Here is a 15,493-nt window from a genome sequence, read left to right on the forward strand (position 1 = left end):
GCCAAGCGGTCTTAGGAAGACAAAACATTCTACCAACTCCTTGGCTCACAGAACGACATGGCTACGATCCGACTTTTCCCGTTCATCTTCCGCGGTGCGCTCGACGTCGGCGCGACGACGATCACCGAGGAAATGAAGCTCGCATGCGTGCGCGCGATCGCCGAACTGGCCGAAGAAACGGACCAGGGCGACGAAGTCGCGAAGGCGTACGAAGGGCACTCGCTCGAGTTCGGTCCCGACTATCTGATTCCGAAGCCGTTCGATCCGCGTCTCATCATCAAGATCGCGCCGGCCGTCGCGCAGGCTGCGATGGAGTCGGGCGTCGCCACGCGTCCGATCAAGGATATGGACGCGTATCGCGAAGAACTCGGCGCGACCGTCTATCGCACGGGCCTCGTGATGCGACCGGTGTTTGCCGCCGCGAAGTCGCAGCCGGCGGCGCGTATCGTGTTCGCGGAAGGCGAGGACGAGCGCGTGCTGCGCGCCGCGCAGTTCGTGCTGCTCGAGAAGATCGCGCGGCCGATCATCATCGGGCGTCCGGCGGTCGTCGAAATGCGGCTCAAGAAGATGGGCTCGAAGCTGAAATGCGGCGAAGACTTCGAAATCGTCAATCCGGAAGACGACCCGCGCTACCAGAAGTGCTGGCAGGAATATCACGAGATCGGCGCGCGGGAGGGGGTGACGCCCGAAGTCGCGAAGGCCGCGATGCGCAAGTTCAATACGCTGATCGGTGCGATTCTCGTGCGCCTCGGCGATGCGGACGGGATGATCTGCGGGATGATCGACCAGTACCACACGCATCTGAAGTTTATCGACCAGGTGCTTGGCAAGGCCGAGAACGTGCGCAACTTCGCGGCAATGAACCTGCTGATGCTGCCGGGCCGCAATCTGTTTATCTGCGACACGTATGTCAATGAATGCCCGAGCGCGGAAGAGCTCGCCGACATGACGCTGCTCGCGGCAAGCGAGATCGAGAAGTTCGGCATCGCGCCGAAGGTGGCGCTGCTGTCGAGCTCGAACTTCGGCAGTTCGCCTTCGTCGTCGTCGCAGCGGATGGCGGCGGCGCGCAAGCTGATATCGGCGCGTGCGCCGGACCTCGAAATCGACGGCGAAATGCACGGCGACGCGGCGCTCTCCGAGGCGGTGCGCAAGGCGGCATTCCCCGGCACGACGCTCGCGGGCGAAGCGAACCTGCTGATCATGCCGAACGTCGAAGCGGCGAACATCACGTATAACCTGCTGAAGATGATCGGCGGCGATGGCGTGACGGTCGGGCCGTTCCTGCTTGGCGCCGAGAAGCAGGTCCATATCCTGACGCCGGCCGCCACCGTGCGGCGCATTATCAACATGACGGCGGTGGCCTCGGCGAACGTCGCGGTGCGGCAGGCGGCGGCCGCTGCGGCTGCGAAGTAGGCGGCGCGCGCGGGGGCTGCGTCGGCGATCTGCGGTAGAGCCCGCCGACGCGTGCCTCGCGAATCGAAAAGGGCGTCTCGAACGGATCGAGGCGCCCTTTTTTGTGTCGAGCGGCCGGCTTGCGGTCAGGCCGTCGCTCGAGTCGACTCAGACACCGTGACCGATGTCGAGCCTGTCTTTCGCGGTGGCGCGCTTGCCGTGCGCAGGATGTAGTTTCCCCGCCTTGCCCAAACCGAACGGCGGCATGTTGACGTAAATCGCTTCGTAGTGACCGGGCGTGACCAGATACGTCTCATGCCATATGCCGAATTCACTGCTTGTGTCGCCGGCGCGATTGAACGCTTTCCACGCCGGGATGTGTTCCGCGAACGCATTGATGGCGTAGTCGAGCAGTTTTTCCTTTGACTCCCAGTACTGGAGCAGCAGCGAACCGGGCGCCGGGCCGGGCGCGAGGCATATGATGTTCGCCGCCGTTGCAGCACGCACGGCGGCGATGCATCGGTCAGGCCACGTGCCGGGTCCAGCCTCCCGCGGGCGCACGCCATTTCGCGAGCAGCTGCGACCATTTCGACCGCACGCCTTCGAGGTTGTTTTCCTTCACGTGCCCATAGCCGCGGATGCCATCGGGCAGGTTTGCGAGTTCGATCGCGAGCGCACGCCGTTCTGCCGGGACAGCAGCCGACGCGCTCTGATTGAGCCCGGCGATCAGTTCGCGCACGAGCGCCTCGTACTCGACGATCAACGCGCGTTCGGTGCGGCGCTCTTCCGTTTTGCCGAATATATCGAGCGCCGTGCCGCGCAGAAAGCGCATCTTCGCGAGCACGCGCATTGCGCTGAGCATCCACGGACCGAACTGCTTCTTCACGAGATGACCGTGCGCGTCCTTCTTCGAAAGCGCGGGCGGAGCGAGATGAAATTTGAGCTTCCAGTCGCCTTCGAAGTTTGCCTTCAGCTTCTCGATAAACACCGGGTCTGTATAGAGGCGTGCGACCTCGTACTCGTCTTTGTATGCCATCAGCTTGTGCAGATTCTTCGCGACGGCTTCGGTCAGCGCAAGCTGCGTATCTGACGTATGCGACATATGCGACGCATCGAGCGCCGTCTCGACCGCGCGCACTTCGTCGACAAGCTTCTTGTAGCGCGCCGCATAAGCGTCGTTCTGATACGCGGCCAGATACTTGACGCGCTTGTCGATCAACGTGTCGAGCGCCTTCGGCGTATGCAGCGACACGATCTTGCTGCCGGCCGTGTCGGTGTCGGGCGTGCGGCCCTGCAATCCCGCCAGCGCGCGCACCGCGGCGAGGTCGTGCGCGGCGCGCCGGCCCCATTCGAACGCGGCAAGATTCTTGTCGACCTGCACCGCGTTCAGCTCGATCGCACGGCGCAGCGACTCGTGCGTCAGCGGCAGCCAGCCGTGCTGCCACGCGTAGCCAAGCACGAACGGGTTCGTATAGATCGCATCGCCGAGCAGCGACACCGCGAAACGGTTCGCGTCGACGGCGGACACGTTGTCGCTGCCGGCCGCCGCGCGCACATCGGCGTCGGTGCTGGCACCGGGGAAGCTCCAGTTCGGGTTCTTGATGAATGCGGCGGTCGGCGTCGGAGCGCTGTTGAGCACGACATGCGTGCGGCCGTTTTGCATCCGCGATACGCACTCGTCGCTGGCGGTCACGATCGCGTCGCAGCCGATCACGAGGTCTGCTTCGCCCATTGCAATACGCGTCGCGTGGATATCGTCGGGCCGGTTCGCGATCTGCACGTGGCTCATCACCGCGCCGCCTTTTTGCGCGAGGCCGGTCACATCGAGCACCGTTACGCCCTTGCTTTCGAGGTGCGCAGCCATACCGAGCAAGGCGCCGATCGTGACGACGCCGGTACCGCCGACACCCGTGATGAGCACGCCGTACGGCTGGGCGATGGCGGGCACGTCAGGCTCCGGAACCGGCGGCATCGTATCGGCTGCGACGCCGGTTGCGGCAGGCTTGCGCAATTGACCGCCTTCGACGGTGACGAAGCTCGGGCAGAAGCCCTTCAGGCAGGAATAGTCCTTGTTGCAGGTCGACTGGTTGATCTGCCGCTTCGTGCCGTACTCGGTCTCGAGCGGCTCGACCGACAGACAGTTCGACTGCACCGAGCAGTCGCCGCAGCCTTCGCACACGGCTTCGTTGATCACGACGCGCTTCGCCGGGTCCGGATACGCGCCGCGTTTGCGGCGGCGGCGCTTCTCGGTCGCGCAGGTCTGGTCGTAGATCAGGATCGTCGTGCCTTCGATCTCGCGCAGCTCGCGCTGCACGTCGTCGAGCTGATCGCGGTGATGCACGGTGATGCCGGGCGCGAGGCCGACCTTCGGCGTGTACTTGTCGGGCTCGTCGGTGACGATCACGATGCGCTTCGCGCCTTCGGCGGCGAGCTGATGCGTGATTTGCGGCACCGTCAGCGTGCCGTCGACAGGCTGGCCGCCCGTCATCGCCACCGCATCGTTGTACAGAATCTTGTACGTGATGTTCGCCTTCGACGCGATCGCCGCGCGAATCGCGATCAGCCCCGAGTGGAAGTAGGTGCCGTCGCCGAGATTCGCGAACACGTGCTTGTCGTTCGTGAACGGCGCCTGGCCGATCCACGCGACGCCTTCGCCGCCCATCTGGCTGAACGTGCTGGTGCTGCGGTCCATCCACACGGTCATGTAGTGACAGCCGATGCCGGCCATTGCGCGCGAACCTTCGGGCACATTCGTCGACGTGTTGTGCGGGCAGCCCGAGCAGAACCACGGCTTGCGCTCGACTTCGACGCGCGGCCGCGCGAGCGCTTTTTCCTTCGCGTCGATCACGGCGATGCGGGCCGCGATGCGCGCGCGCACATCGGACGGCAGATCGAACTTGTCGAGTCGCGTGGAAATCGCCTTCGCGATGATCGCCGGCGATAACTCGTAATGCGCGGGCAGCAGCCAGTTGCCCATCGGCACCGACCATTCGCCGCCGGCGCCGTCTTTCTCGTCGAATTTGCCGAACACGCGCGGACGCTGCGCATCGGGCCAGTTGTACAGCTCTTCCTTGATCGCGTATTCGAGAATCTGGCGCTTCTCTTCGACGACGAGAATCTCTTCGAGGCCGCGCGCGAACGCATGCGCGCCTTGCGCTTCGAGCGGCCAGACGCAGCCGACCTTATAGAGCCGGATGCCGATGCGTGCGCAGGTTTCATCGTCGAGACCGAGATCGCACAGCGCCTGGCGCACGTCGAGATACGCCTTGCCGCCGGTGATGATGCCGAAGCGCGCATGCGGCGAGTCGATCTCGATGCGATCGAGTCTGTTCGCGCGTACATAGGCAAGACCCGCGTACCACTTGTAGTCGAGCAGCCGCGCTTCCTGCACGAGCGGCGGATCGGGCCAGCGGATATTGAGTCCGCCTTCGGGCATCGCGAAGTCGGTCGGCAGAATGATCTGCGTGCGGTGCGGATCGATGTCGACCGAGGCCGACGATTCGACGACGTCGGTCACGCACTTCATCGCGACCCAGAGACCCGAATAGCGGCTCATCGCCCAGCCGTGCAGGCCGAAGTCGAGATATTCCTGCACGTTCGACGGGAACAGCACGGGCAGCCCGCAAGCCTTGAAGATGTGCTCGGACTGATGCGCGAGCGTCGACGATTTGGCCGCGTGGTCGTCGCCCGCCAGCACCAGCACGCCGCCATGGCGCGACGAGCCGGCCGAGTTGCCGTGCTTGAAGACGTCGGCCGAACGGTCGACGCCGGGACCTTTGCCGTACCACATCGAAAACACGCCGTCGTGTTTCGCGCTCGGGTACAGGTTGACCTGTTGCGAGCCCCAGACCGCCGTGGCGGCGAGGTCTTCGTTGACGCCCGGTTGAAATACGATCTGATGCGCCGCGAGGTGCTTTTTCGCCTTCCACAGCGAGAGGTCGAGGCCGCCGAGCGGCGAGCCGCGATAGCCGGAGATAAAGCCGGCCGTATCGAGCCCGGCAGCCTTGTCGCGCTCCTGCTGCAGCATCGGCAGCCGCACGAGCGCCTGGATGCCGCTCATATACGCGCGACCGCGTTCGAGCGTGTATTTGTCGTCGAGCGTGACCGACGATAACGCGGCTTCGAGCGAGGCTCGCTGACCTGCGTCCAGTGGGGCATTCATTATGTGTACTCCTCCAGCGACTTTGGGATCACCAAAAACTGCATGGCGCCTCGGCATCTCGTGAATGCGTTGGCACGGCCGTCATGGCCTGGCCGCCATCATGACGGTTTTTCACCGATGGTAGCACCCGGAAAAACCCGCCGCATTGCAACACGGGCGCTGTCACCGCGCGCTTCGAACCCCATCTTCGATGACGCACGTACGGCCTCCGGTATGACGCGCCGTGCGTTGGTGTAACAAGCTGTAAAAGCCTCCGGCGGCAGGAACCGACCGTCGAACGCTTGTCTAACACCCCACCTGCGCTTTCCGGCAACGTTCCACATCGGGTGGAGCTTCGCAGCGCGGGCAATCGGAACAGGAGCAAGCATGAACAGCAAGCACGTTCAGACCTTCCTGATGGTCTCTGCAGCATTTTTCGCAATCAACGCACCGGTGCGCGCGAATAGCGCACAATCCGCATCGAACACGGGCTCGAACGGCATCGTTCGAACGGTGCAAACCGTCACGCGCACATCAGCGGACGCACATCCCGACGGCACTTCGACCAGTATTTCACTGCGCGTACCATCAGGCGAATGACGCCGTTCGTTGCGTCATTCGCCTTGTCGTTCAGCTTTACGTCATGCCTCGTTGATTCGCCGGTTCGTCCCGCACTTCGCCCCCGCCCTCCGATTCAGGCGTTGTCTTTCACCACGCCGCGTCGGATCTGATCGAGTTCGATCGATTCGAACAACGCCTTGAAGTTGCCTTCGCCAAAACCCTGGTTTCCCTTGCGCTGGATGATCTCGAAGAAGATCGGCCCGATCTGGTTTTCCGTGAAGATCTGCAGTAGCAGGTCGTCATGCGCGCCGTCGATCAGGATCTTCCGTTTGCGTAGTTCATCGAGCGGTTCGCCGTGGTTCGGTATGCGTCGCTCGACCAGTTCGTAGTAGGTATCGACCGTGTCGAGCAGCGCAATGTTCGATGCGCGCATGCCGTCGACAGTGCGGTAAATGTCGTTGGTGCCGAGCGCGATGTGCTGGATGCCTTCGCCGTGATACGCGTCGAGATACTCCTGAATCTGGCCGGCGTTTTCCGAACCTTCCTCGTTGATCGGAATGCGGATCTTGCCGCATGGCGATGTCATCGCTTTCGACTTCACGCCGGTGACCTTGCCTTCGATATCGAAGTAGCGGATTTCGCGGAAGTTGAAGAGGCGCTCGTAGAACTCGGCCCATTCGCGCATGCGGCCGCGGTGCACGTTGTGGGTCAGGTGATCGATATAGGTGAGGCCATGGCCGGCAGGCCGGTTGGCGACGCTCGGGTCCGCGCCCGGGATCGGCTCGAAGTCGACGTCGTAGATGCCGATATCGCCGATGCTGCCCGGCTTCGCGCCGTTCTTGCCGCGCCAGCGGTCGACGAAGTAGATCAGCGAATCGCCGACGCCTTTGATGGCCGGAATGGTCAGCTCCATCGGCCCGGTCTTGTTGTCGAAACCCCATGCGCCGAGTTCGAGCGCGCGGCGATACGCATGCGCCGCATCCTGTACGCGAAACGCGATCGCGCAGATCGACGGACCGTGCAGCCGCGCGAAGCGTTGCGCGAACGAATCGGGCTCCGCGTTGATGATGAAGTTGATATCGCCCTGCCGGTACAGCGTGACGTTTTTGTGCCGGTGGCGCGCGATCGCCGCAAAGCCCATCTGCTCGAATACTCTGCCGAGCGCCTTCGGGTCCGGGGCCGCGTATTCGATGAACTCGAAACCGTCGGTGCCGACGGGGTTGTCCCACGTTTGTAGTTTCATGCAAGTCTCCATCCGGAATGCGATGCGTCTGGCCGTCCGGCGCGCGGACGCCATGAAGCGAGTCTATCGGCGTCGCGCGGGTGAAAGCTTGCGAAGTTAATCGTGACTGGCTACATTTTGGCTATTTAATGGCGCATATGCGCGCCAGGACGGCAGAAAATGGCTGCAACAGAACTCGATGCGATCGACCGGCGTATTCTCGCGATTCTTCAGGAGGACGGGAGACTGTCGAACCAGGAGATCGCGGAACGGGTCAATCTGTCGCCGAGCCCGTGTTTGCGGCGCATTCGGCGGCTCGAGGAAAGCGGCGTCATTCGCGGCTATGTCGCGCTGCTCGACGCGCAGCAGCTTGGGCTTCATCTGCTCGCGTTCGTCAACGTGCGGCTCGAAAAGCGCGGGACGCCGACGGGCGGCGGCGCGCGTGGCGACGCCACGCACGCACACGCGGGCAGCACGCATGCGGAGCTGTTTCGCGCGGCTGTGCAGACGTGGCCCGAGGTGGTGGCGTGCCATGCGATGACCGGTGAGATGGATTACCTGCTGCGCGTGCAGGTTGCGGATATGGCGCACTTCTCGCACTTCGTGCAGGACGTGCTGCTGCATCACCCGTCCGTCGTCGATGTGAAGTCGAGTTTTTCGCTCGAGACGTTCAAGGAAACGACGGCGCTGCCGATCAGGTGAAGCCGGGACCCGGGTTCGAACGAATTCAGGCGGGCTCAAGCGCGTTCAAGCGGGGTTCAAGCAGGGTTCAAGCGGAAAATCAGGCCATCAGGCCACGAGTTCCGCCGGCAACAGCGATTCGAGCAGGGTTGAAGTCTGCTGGGCCTGGCGCTTCAGCGCGTAGTCGAACGCGGCCGCCTGCTCTTCGAGCATTTCTTTCAGAATGCTGGACTGATCGGCCGGTGCGAGCGTCAGATACGCGTCGGCTTCGCCGTATGCGCGCTCGATCCGCATGCCGGCCTTCCTGGCGATATGCATCATGGTCCTGTTGCGCGACAGGCAGTGCATATAGAGCGTGGTGACGTGCGTGTTGCGGCTGCGGGTCGCCGCGCGTTCGAAAAGCTTCGTGCCGATACCCTGGCCGCGCGCGCTCTCGAGTACCGATACGCCAAGTTCGGCCGTGCGTTCGCCCGCTTCCGACGGCAGATACGCGAGGTGCGCGACACCGGCGAGCGCGAGTTCGCGGTTAAACACGCCGAATACCCTGTCGCGGTCGAAGTCGAGCGTGCGAACGTAGTTCTCGACGACGTGATCCGGCACGAGCTGGCCGAAGCGCAGCAGGCGGTCGTCTTCGTCCAGGCTCAGGAAGTGGGCGAGCAGGCGTTCGCGGTCTTTCGAACTCAGTTCACGAACCAGCACTGGCGCAAGGCCGGCCGCGCTCGACACGCGATCGGGCAGCGTGATCGGCTCTTTTGCTTGGGCAGTCGTCTTGCTCATGGCGGGTTCTCCTATTCATCTGACGGCATGATGCGCCGCAGCAGTGATTTTAACTGAAAGCTACATTCGTCACTAGGGAAAACCCGTATTTCAGACATGTCTGACTCGTTCGAAGGTTCGCCTGTCCGTATAAATCCTTGATTTTCGGGGTGTTGAGAGTTAGTGAGGGCTCGCATTGCCATCTGCTTTGCGTGGCGAAATAGCCACGTCGCATGTTGCTCTGCAAAATTATTTCATTGTGGAAAGCCCGTGATCGACCATATCGACAACCTGCTCCGCAAACTCGCGGTAGCCCATCCGGCCGCCCGGCTTCAGCCACGTGAAGGTCCAGTTGATCATGCCGAACACCATCATCGTCAGTGCGGTCTGGTTTTCGCGCGCGACGCGCTCGGGGTAGGCGCGCGCAAGCTGGCGCGCGAACGCGGCAACGACATCGCGCTGGCGGTTCAGGATCACGTCGCGTTGCGCTTCGTCGAGGTATTTCACGTCATTGAGCAGCGCGACATGCCGGCTATGCGACGTCTCGTATTCGGCGAGGAACGCGCGGATCAGCTCCGCGAACGTCTCGCGCTCGGTGAGCCCGCGCCGCTGGCTCGAGCCTTCGACCTCGGCGATGATCAGCATCAGCCGCTTCGTGTAGCGATCGAGCAGGTCGAACAGGATCGCCTCCTTGCTCTCGTAGTAATGGTAAAGGCGCGCTTTCGAGGTGCCGCTCGCGGCCGCGAGATCGGACATCGACGTGCTCGGGTAACTGGTCTGCGCGAATTTTTCGGCGGCAAGTTCGAGAATCTGATCGCGTTGCGTTTCGTGGTCGGGGGCTCGGGTGCGGGCCATGGTTCTTGTTTTCTCGAAAGCTGAAAAGGGCCGCTCGTGCGCGGGAATCGGGTGGCCGCGCGCGGGCGGCCTTAGTGTAAGCGGATCGCGACTGCGCGGAGCGGTTTTCCGCTTATCGTTCGTCGTAACTGACGACCACTTTTCCCGTCACCGGATGGCACTGGCAGGTCAGCACGAAGCCGTCGCGAATCTCATGCGCTTCGAGCGTGTAATTCCGGTCCATTTTCACTTCGCCCTCGAGCACCTTCGCGCGGCACGTGCAGCAGACGCCGCCCTTGCACGCATAGGGCAGCGCGAGTCCGGCGCGCAAGCCGACGTCGAGCAGGCTCAAGCCGTCATACGGCAGGCGCAGCTTGCGGCGCTTGCCGTCGAGCACGATCTCGAGATCGGCAGCCGGCGTGTCGTCAGTGATCTCGGCGGGCGGCACGCCTGCTTGAGGCAGCGGCGAACCGAAGCGTTCGACGTGGACTTTCTGCGACGCGAGTCCGGCCGCTTTTAACGCCGCTTCGGCGGCGTCCATCATCGGCGCCGGGCCGCAAATGAATGCTTCGTCGATGGTTGCGGCGGGCACGAGCGTCTCGAGAAACGCCGCGCATTTGCGCTCGTCGAGCACGCCGTTGAAAAGCTCGACGTCCTGCAGATCGTCCGACAGCACGTGATACAGCGCGAAGCGGTTCATGAAGCGGTTCTTCAGGTCCTCGAGCTCTTCGGCGAACATGATCGAGTCGACGCTGCGGTTGCCGTAGATCAGCGTGAACGTGCTGCGCGGCTCGATTTCGAGCGTCGTCTTGATGATCGCGAGGACCGGCGTGATACCGGAGCCGCCGGCGAACGCGACATATCGCTGGCCTTGTGCCGCGTTCAGATGGGTGAAGAAGCGGCCGTCGGGCGTCATCACGTCGACTGTGTGGCCGGCCTTCAGCGTGTCGAACGCGAAGTTCGAGAAGCGGCCGCCGCGCACGCGCTTGATGCCGATACGCAGTTCGCCGTGCCTGTCGTAGTCGGTGACGCCGACGCAGATCGAATACGAGCGGCGCGTTTCCTCGCCGTCGATATGGGCCTTCAGCGTCACGAACTGCCCCTGCGTAAAGCGGTATTGATCGCGCAGCTCCGGCGGCACCTCGAACGCGACCGAGACCGCGTCGGCGGTTTCCGGACGGACTTCGCGAATGCGCAGCGCGTGGAATTGCGGAGTGGGGCTCGCCATATCGGTCGGTTAATCGCTTTAAGCAGGTTAGTAGGGTTTGAAGTAGTCGAACGGCTCGCGGCAATCGACGCAGCGGTACAGCGCCTTGCATGCAGTCGAGCCGAATTGCGCGAGGCGTTCGGTGTGTGGGGACCCGCAGTGGGGACAGGGCGGGGTTGGTGCCGTTCGTGCGGGTGATGCGCTCGTTGCGGCTGATGCCGCGGCCTCGCGCGGCGCGAAGCGGATAACCTTTTCGTCTGCACGCGCGTGCGCGGTGGCGTTGTTGTCTCCTACAGCCGCGCTTTGGCCTATCGGCGGCGCAATGCCGTAGGCACGCAGTTTTTCTCGCGCGTCGGCGTCGATCCAGTCGGTCGTCCAGGCGGGCGCGAGCACGGTCTCGATTCGATACGGCGTGAGGCGTGCAGCGTCGAGCGTATGGCCAATGTCTTCGGCGATCTGCCACATCGCCGGGCAGCCCGAGTAGGTCGGCGTGACGACGACTTCGAGCGCGCCGTCGCACGCGCGGCGCACGGCGCGCAAAATCCCCAGTTCCCGGATCGAGACGACCGGGATCTCGGGATCCGGTACTGCCTCGAGTACTGTCCATGCGCGGGCGACGCCTTCGTCATCGTCTTTGTTGTCGTGGTGGCGCAGGGCGGGTGTCGTCGTCATCGAGGTGCTCCGTTTGGCGCGATCGGCGATTACCAGGTCGCGCCTGGATGCTGCCGCGCAACGCTCTGCATTTCCGCGAGCAGATAGCCCATGTGTTCCGAGTGCTCGCCATGCTTGCCCGCGCTCGCATTCCTGACGGGCTCGGGTAGCGTGAGCGTCGCTTCGTCGAGCGCGGCGCGTACGTCGTCGCACCACGCGGCTTCGAGATCGGCCGTCTTCGGTCCGATGCCGGCCGCCGCGATCGATTGCTCGATCGCATCGGTGCTGAAAAATTCGCGCGTGTACGGCATCAGGTAGTCGAGTGCCGCTTGCGCGCGGCGATGCGATTCGTCGGTGCCGTCGCCGAAACGGATCAGCCACTCGCGCGCGTGGTGCACGTGGTAACGCGCTTCCTTGACCGACTTCGCGGCGATTGCCGCCAGTTGCTCGTCGCACGAGCGCGTCAGCGCGCTCCACAGGTGCGCCATCAATGTCGAATGGAGAAAGTTGCGCACGATCGTTACGGCGTAGTCCCTGTCCGCGCGTGCGCTGCCGGCGAGCGGTCCGTAGTGCGGCAGTTCGGCGAGCGTGTAGTTCGCGAATTCGTGCTCGCCGCGGAAGTACGCGTAGTCGTCTTCGGTGCGGCGTTGGCCGGTGAGCATCGCATCGAGCGATGCCGCGTGCGTGTAGAGCAGGCGCGCCTGACCGATCAGATCGAGGCTCATGTTCGCCAGCGCGATGTCTTCCTCGAGCACGGGACCGTGCCCGCACCACTCGGCATTGCGTTGGCCGAGAATCAACGCGGTGTCGGCAAGGCGCAGCACGTAGGCAAGGTGATGGGGCGTGGCGGTCATATCGTCGGTCCGGCTTTGCGCTTACATGTGGTTGACTTCGTCGGGCAACGTGAAGAACGTCGGGTGGCGATAGATCTTGTCGGCCGCCGGCTCGAACAGCTCGCCCTTTTCTTCCGGCGCCGAAGCCGTGATCGCCGACGACGGCACGACCCAGATGCTCACGCCTTCCTGACGGCGCGTGTAGACGTCGCGCGCCATGCGCAGCGCCATCGACGCGTCCGCTGCGTGCAGGCTGCCGCAATGCTTGTGGTCGAGGCCCTGCTTGCTGCGCACGAAGACTTCCCAGATTGGCCATTCCTTGTTCACGGTCGATCTCCTTGCTTTGATCGGGCTGCCAGCTATGAGGCGCGGTTGGTCTGACCGCGGCGGCTCACGCGGCCTCCTGCTGTGCGCGGCGGCGCTGCTTTTCCGCATGCGCGAGCGCGGCTTCACGTACCCATGCGCCGTCGTCGTGCGCCTTCGCGCGTGTCGCGAGGCGCTCGCGATTGCACGGGCCGTCGCCATTGACGACGCGCCAGAATTCTTCCCAGTCGATCGCACCGAAGTCGTAATGGCCGCGCCCTTCGTTCCACTTCAGCTGGTCGTCCGGCAGCGTGACGCCGAGTACCTTTGCCTGCTCGACGGTCGCATCGACGAATTTCTGCCGCAGGTCGTCGTTCGTGATCCGCTTGATGCCCCATTGCGCGGACTGGTTGCTGTGTACCGAATCCTTGTCGTTCGGGCCGAACATCATCAGCACCGGCCACCACCAGCGGTCGACCGCCTGCTGCACGAGACGCCGCTGCGCGGCGGTGCCCTTCATCATCGTGAGTAGCGCATCGAAACCCTGGCGCTGATGGAACGACTCTTCCTTGCAGATGCGGATCATCGCGCGCGCATAGGGGCCGTATGTGCAGCGGCACAGCGGAATCTGGTTCATGATCGCGGCGCCGTCGACGAGCCAGCCGATCACGCCGACGTCCGCCCAATCCGGCGTCGGGTAGTTGAAAATGCTCGAGTACCTGGCCTTGCCGGCGTGCAGCGCCTCGATCAGCTGATCGCGCGAGACGCCGAGTGTTTCGCACGCACTGTAGAGATAGAGCCCGTGACCGGCTTCGTCCTGCACCTTCGCGAGCAGGATCGCCTTGCGCTTCAGGCTCGGCGCGCGCGAGATCCAGTTGCCTTCGGGCAGCATGCCGACAATCTCCGAGTGCGCATGCTGCGAAATCTGGCGCACGAGCGTCTTGCGGTACGCGTCGGGCATCCAGTCCTGCGGCTCGATTTTTCCGTCGGCGGCGATCACGGCGTCGAAGCGTTGCCGTTCCGGCGACATTGCGCCGGTGTTCTCCGGAGAATCTGGCGGTGATGCGTGGCTCTGGATGTCCAGAGATTGCGTGTACATGGCTGGCGCTCGCTGAATGCGTGGGGCGGGTTTTCTTCGACGCGCTCGGGTCAGGTCTGCGATCTGTTGCGTTGTCGTGTAGTATAAACCAACCGACCGGTCGGTTAGTAGATGTTTGGAACGAGGCTGGATCGCGTGGTGACTGTCTCGGTGGCTACGTGCGTCCTGCGCGAGGCGGGGATGCGAAACCGCTGAGCATGAGCCCATCGATCGTGCACAATGTGCGCTTCATTTTTCCGCCGATCTGATCACGATGCTCGTTCGCTCGCTAGCCGCCGCCGTTTGCAGCGCGGTACTTCTGTTTGCGGCGCCGGCCGCCCCCTTTGCAGCCGAAGCGCCTGGTCAGTGGACCACCGCATGGGCTACGGCGCCCCAGTCCATTCCGCAAGGCGCGGACTTGCCGGCGCTCTACCGCGCGCCGGACGTGGCAGGCCGCACCGTGCGGCAGATCGTTTATCCCACGCTGTCGGGCAGCGCGGTGCGCGTACGTGTCGATAACGCATACGGAAAAGCGCCGCTCGTGATCGAGGAGATGAGCGTTGCGCGGGCGGGGGCGGGAGCAAGAACGCAAGGCGATGCGGTTCGTGTGACGTTTGGCGGCAAGCGCGCGGTGACCGTACCGCCCGGCGGCGCGCTGGACAGCGACGCGGTGCACGCCGAGGTGGTGGCGGGTGCCGCGTATGCCATCAGCACCTATATGGGAGCCGGGCAGTCGATGACCGCGTGGCACCGGGTTTCGAGCCAGGTGAACTATGTGTCGTTGCCCGGCAATCACGTGCAGGAGGCCTCTGCGGACGCCTACCGGCAGCGCTTTACGCAGTACGCGTGGATCACCGGTTTGATGGTTGAAAGGTCTGCGTCGGCGACGGTTGCCGTCGCGGCGGTCGGCGATTCGATCACCGATGGGATGCGCTCGAGTCTCAATGCGAATCGTCGCTGGCCGGATGCTCTTGCCCGCAGACTGTCGCAAGCCGGCGACCGGTCGATCGCGGTGCTCAACCTCGGAGTCAGCGGGAACAGGCTGCTAAGCGATTCGCCTTGTTATGGCGATGCGCTGCAGTCACGCTTTCACCGCGATGTGCTCGAGCAACCCGGCGTGCGGACGGCGATTCTGCTGATCGGCATCAACGACATCAACTTTGCGTCAATGCCGCCGCACGCGGGGCTCGACTGCGATACGCCGCACACCCAGGTGACGGCCGCGAGCCTGATCGAAGGGTATCGGCGGGTGATTGCCGCCGCGCACGCGCGCGGTGTTCGCGTGATCGGGGCGACGCTGACGCCGGCGTCGCTGCCGTCGCAGCGGGAGAGCACGCGGCTGGCGGTGAACCAATGGATCAGAACCGGCCGCGCGTATGACGGCGTCGTCGATTTCGACGCGGCGCTGCGCGACCCGGCGTATCCGTCGCAACTGCGGCGAGCATTCGATAGCGGCGATCACATTCATCCGAACGACGCCGGTTATGCAGCGATGGCGGATGCTATTCCGCTGCAGTTGCTGACGGGCGCCACGCGGTGATTTCAAGGCGTCGGAGGGCGCCAGGGACGACGCGAGAAATATTCTGCGTCATTCACTTGTCATATGGCGTTGGGTCGCCTAATATTCGCGTCTTCGTTCACGAGTGAGGGTGTTGTCGGTGTCGTTGCGGAGGTCTGCGGCGGTAGTCGGCGGTACCGGAAGTTCAAGGCAGTTTTAAGCGTGAGCGAAATAGATGTTGACGAAGCGGGAGATAGGTTGCATAATCTCGCTTCTCTGCTGCAGCGAGCGGCGGACACGAAGAAGGGCGGTGGCGGTTCAGCGGAATGCGCCGGA

13 protein-coding genes and 1 pseudogene are annotated in these 15,493 nt (G+C 63.6%); 4 read left to right on the forward strand and 10 right to left on the reverse strand.

Annotation, left to right across the window (positions count from 1 at the left end; translation table 11 throughout):
- Nucleotides 1–72 precede the first annotated feature (72 nt).
- Nucleotides 73–1,413: pseudogene (locus QYH69_RS36145) on the forward strand (phosphate acyltransferase); the annotation flags it as partial.
- A gap of 147 nt (nucleotides 1,414–1,560) precedes the next feature.
- Here the strand turns inward: QYH69_RS36145 and QYH69_RS26930 are convergent.
- Together QYH69_RS26930 and QYH69_RS26935 are read right to left on the reverse strand one after the other, a co-directional pair.
- On the reverse strand, nucleotides 1,561–1,899 hold the full coding sequence (locus QYH69_RS26930) for a monooxygenase family protein (RefSeq protein ID WP_308834766.1): 339 nt from the start codon (nucleotides 1,897–1,899) through the stop codon (nucleotides 1,561–1,563).
- A gap of 16 nt (nucleotides 1,900–1,915) precedes the next feature.
- Nucleotides 1,916–5,554, reverse strand: coding sequence for an indolepyruvate ferredoxin oxidoreductase family protein (locus QYH69_RS26935; protein ID WP_308834767.1), 3,639 nt, complete (start codon nucleotides 5,552–5,554; stop codon nucleotides 1,916–1,918).
- A gap of 366 nt (nucleotides 5,555–5,920) precedes the next feature.
- Here QYH69_RS26935 and QYH69_RS26940 point away from each other — a divergent pair, with 366 nt between their 5' ends.
- Complete coding sequence (locus tag QYH69_RS26940; protein WP_308834768.1) at nucleotides 5,921–6,133, forward strand: hypothetical protein; 213 nt, start codon at nucleotides 5,921–5,923, stop codon at nucleotides 6,131–6,133.
- 94 nt (nucleotides 6,134–6,227) lie between these two features.
- Here QYH69_RS26940 and hppD read toward each other — a convergent pair whose 3' ends face one another.
- Nucleotides 6,228–7,337 carry a 4-hydroxyphenylpyruvate dioxygenase gene (gene hppD / locus QYH69_RS26945; protein WP_308834769.1) on the reverse strand — a complete coding sequence of 370 codons (1,110 nt, stop codon included), beginning with the start codon at nucleotides 7,335–7,337 and terminating at the stop codon, nucleotides 6,228–6,230.
- A gap of 159 nt (nucleotides 7,338–7,496) precedes the next feature.
- Here hppD and QYH69_RS26950 point away from each other — a divergent pair, with 159 nt between their 5' ends.
- Nucleotides 7,497–8,018 (forward strand): Lrp/AsnC family transcriptional regulator, encoded by a 522-nt coding sequence (locus tag QYH69_RS26950; protein ID WP_308834770.1) that lies wholly within the window; start codon nucleotides 7,497–7,499, stop codon nucleotides 8,016–8,018.
- An 87-nt stretch (nucleotides 8,019–8,105) separates the two neighbouring features.
- Here QYH69_RS26950 and QYH69_RS26955 read toward each other — a convergent pair whose 3' ends face one another.
- From QYH69_RS26955 to paaA, 7 genes are all read right to left on the reverse strand, one after another.
- On the reverse strand, nucleotides 8,106–8,774 hold the full coding sequence (locus tag QYH69_RS26955; protein WP_308834771.1) for a GNAT family protein: 669 nt from the start codon (nucleotides 8,772–8,774) through the stop codon (nucleotides 8,106–8,108).
- Between the two features lie 228 nt (nucleotides 8,775–9,002).
- Nucleotides 9,003–9,608, reverse strand: a complete 606-nt coding sequence (locus QYH69_RS26960) for a TetR/AcrR family transcriptional regulator (RefSeq protein ID WP_308834772.1) — start codon at nucleotides 9,606–9,608, stop codon at nucleotides 9,003–9,005.
- Between the two features lie 112 nt (nucleotides 9,609–9,720).
- Nucleotides 9,721–10,815 carry a 1,2-phenylacetyl-CoA epoxidase subunit PaaE gene (paaE, locus tag QYH69_RS26965; RefSeq protein WP_308834773.1) on the reverse strand — a complete coding sequence of 365 codons (1,095 nt, stop codon included), beginning with the start codon at nucleotides 10,813–10,815 and terminating at the stop codon, nucleotides 9,721–9,723.
- Between the two features lie 27 nt (nucleotides 10,816–10,842).
- Nucleotides 10,843–11,466, reverse strand: a complete 624-nt coding sequence (gene paaD / locus QYH69_RS26970) for a 1,2-phenylacetyl-CoA epoxidase subunit PaaD (protein ID WP_308834774.1) — start codon at nucleotides 11,464–11,466, stop codon at nucleotides 10,843–10,845.
- Between the two features lie 29 nt (nucleotides 11,467–11,495).
- Nucleotides 11,496–12,299 (reverse strand): 1,2-phenylacetyl-CoA epoxidase subunit PaaC, encoded by an 804-nt coding sequence (gene paaC, locus QYH69_RS26975; protein ID WP_308834775.1) that lies wholly within the window; start codon nucleotides 12,297–12,299, stop codon nucleotides 11,496–11,498.
- Nucleotides 12,300–12,320: 21 nt separating this feature from the next.
- Nucleotides 12,321–12,605 (reverse strand): 1,2-phenylacetyl-CoA epoxidase subunit PaaB, encoded by a 285-nt coding sequence (gene paaB / locus QYH69_RS26980; protein ID WP_075158366.1) that lies wholly within the window; start codon nucleotides 12,603–12,605, stop codon nucleotides 12,321–12,323.
- Nucleotides 12,606–12,669: 64 nt separating this feature from the next.
- Nucleotides 12,670–13,680, reverse strand: coding sequence for a 1,2-phenylacetyl-CoA epoxidase subunit PaaA (gene paaA, locus QYH69_RS26985; protein ID WP_308834776.1), 1,011 nt, complete (start codon nucleotides 13,678–13,680; stop codon nucleotides 12,670–12,672).
- A gap of 253 nt (nucleotides 13,681–13,933) precedes the next feature.
- Here paaA and QYH69_RS26990 point away from each other — a divergent pair, with 253 nt between their 5' ends.
- Nucleotides 13,934–15,199, forward strand: coding sequence for an SGNH/GDSL hydrolase family protein (locus QYH69_RS26990; RefSeq protein WP_308834777.1), 1,266 nt, complete (start codon nucleotides 13,934–13,936; stop codon nucleotides 15,197–15,199).
- The last annotated feature ends 294 nt before the right edge of the window (nucleotides 15,200–15,493 follow it).

It is taken from the genome of Paraburkholderia sp. SARCC-3016 (assembly GCF_031119615.1).
GTDB lineage: Bacteria > Pseudomonadota > Gammaproteobacteria > Burkholderiales > Burkholderiaceae > Paraburkholderia.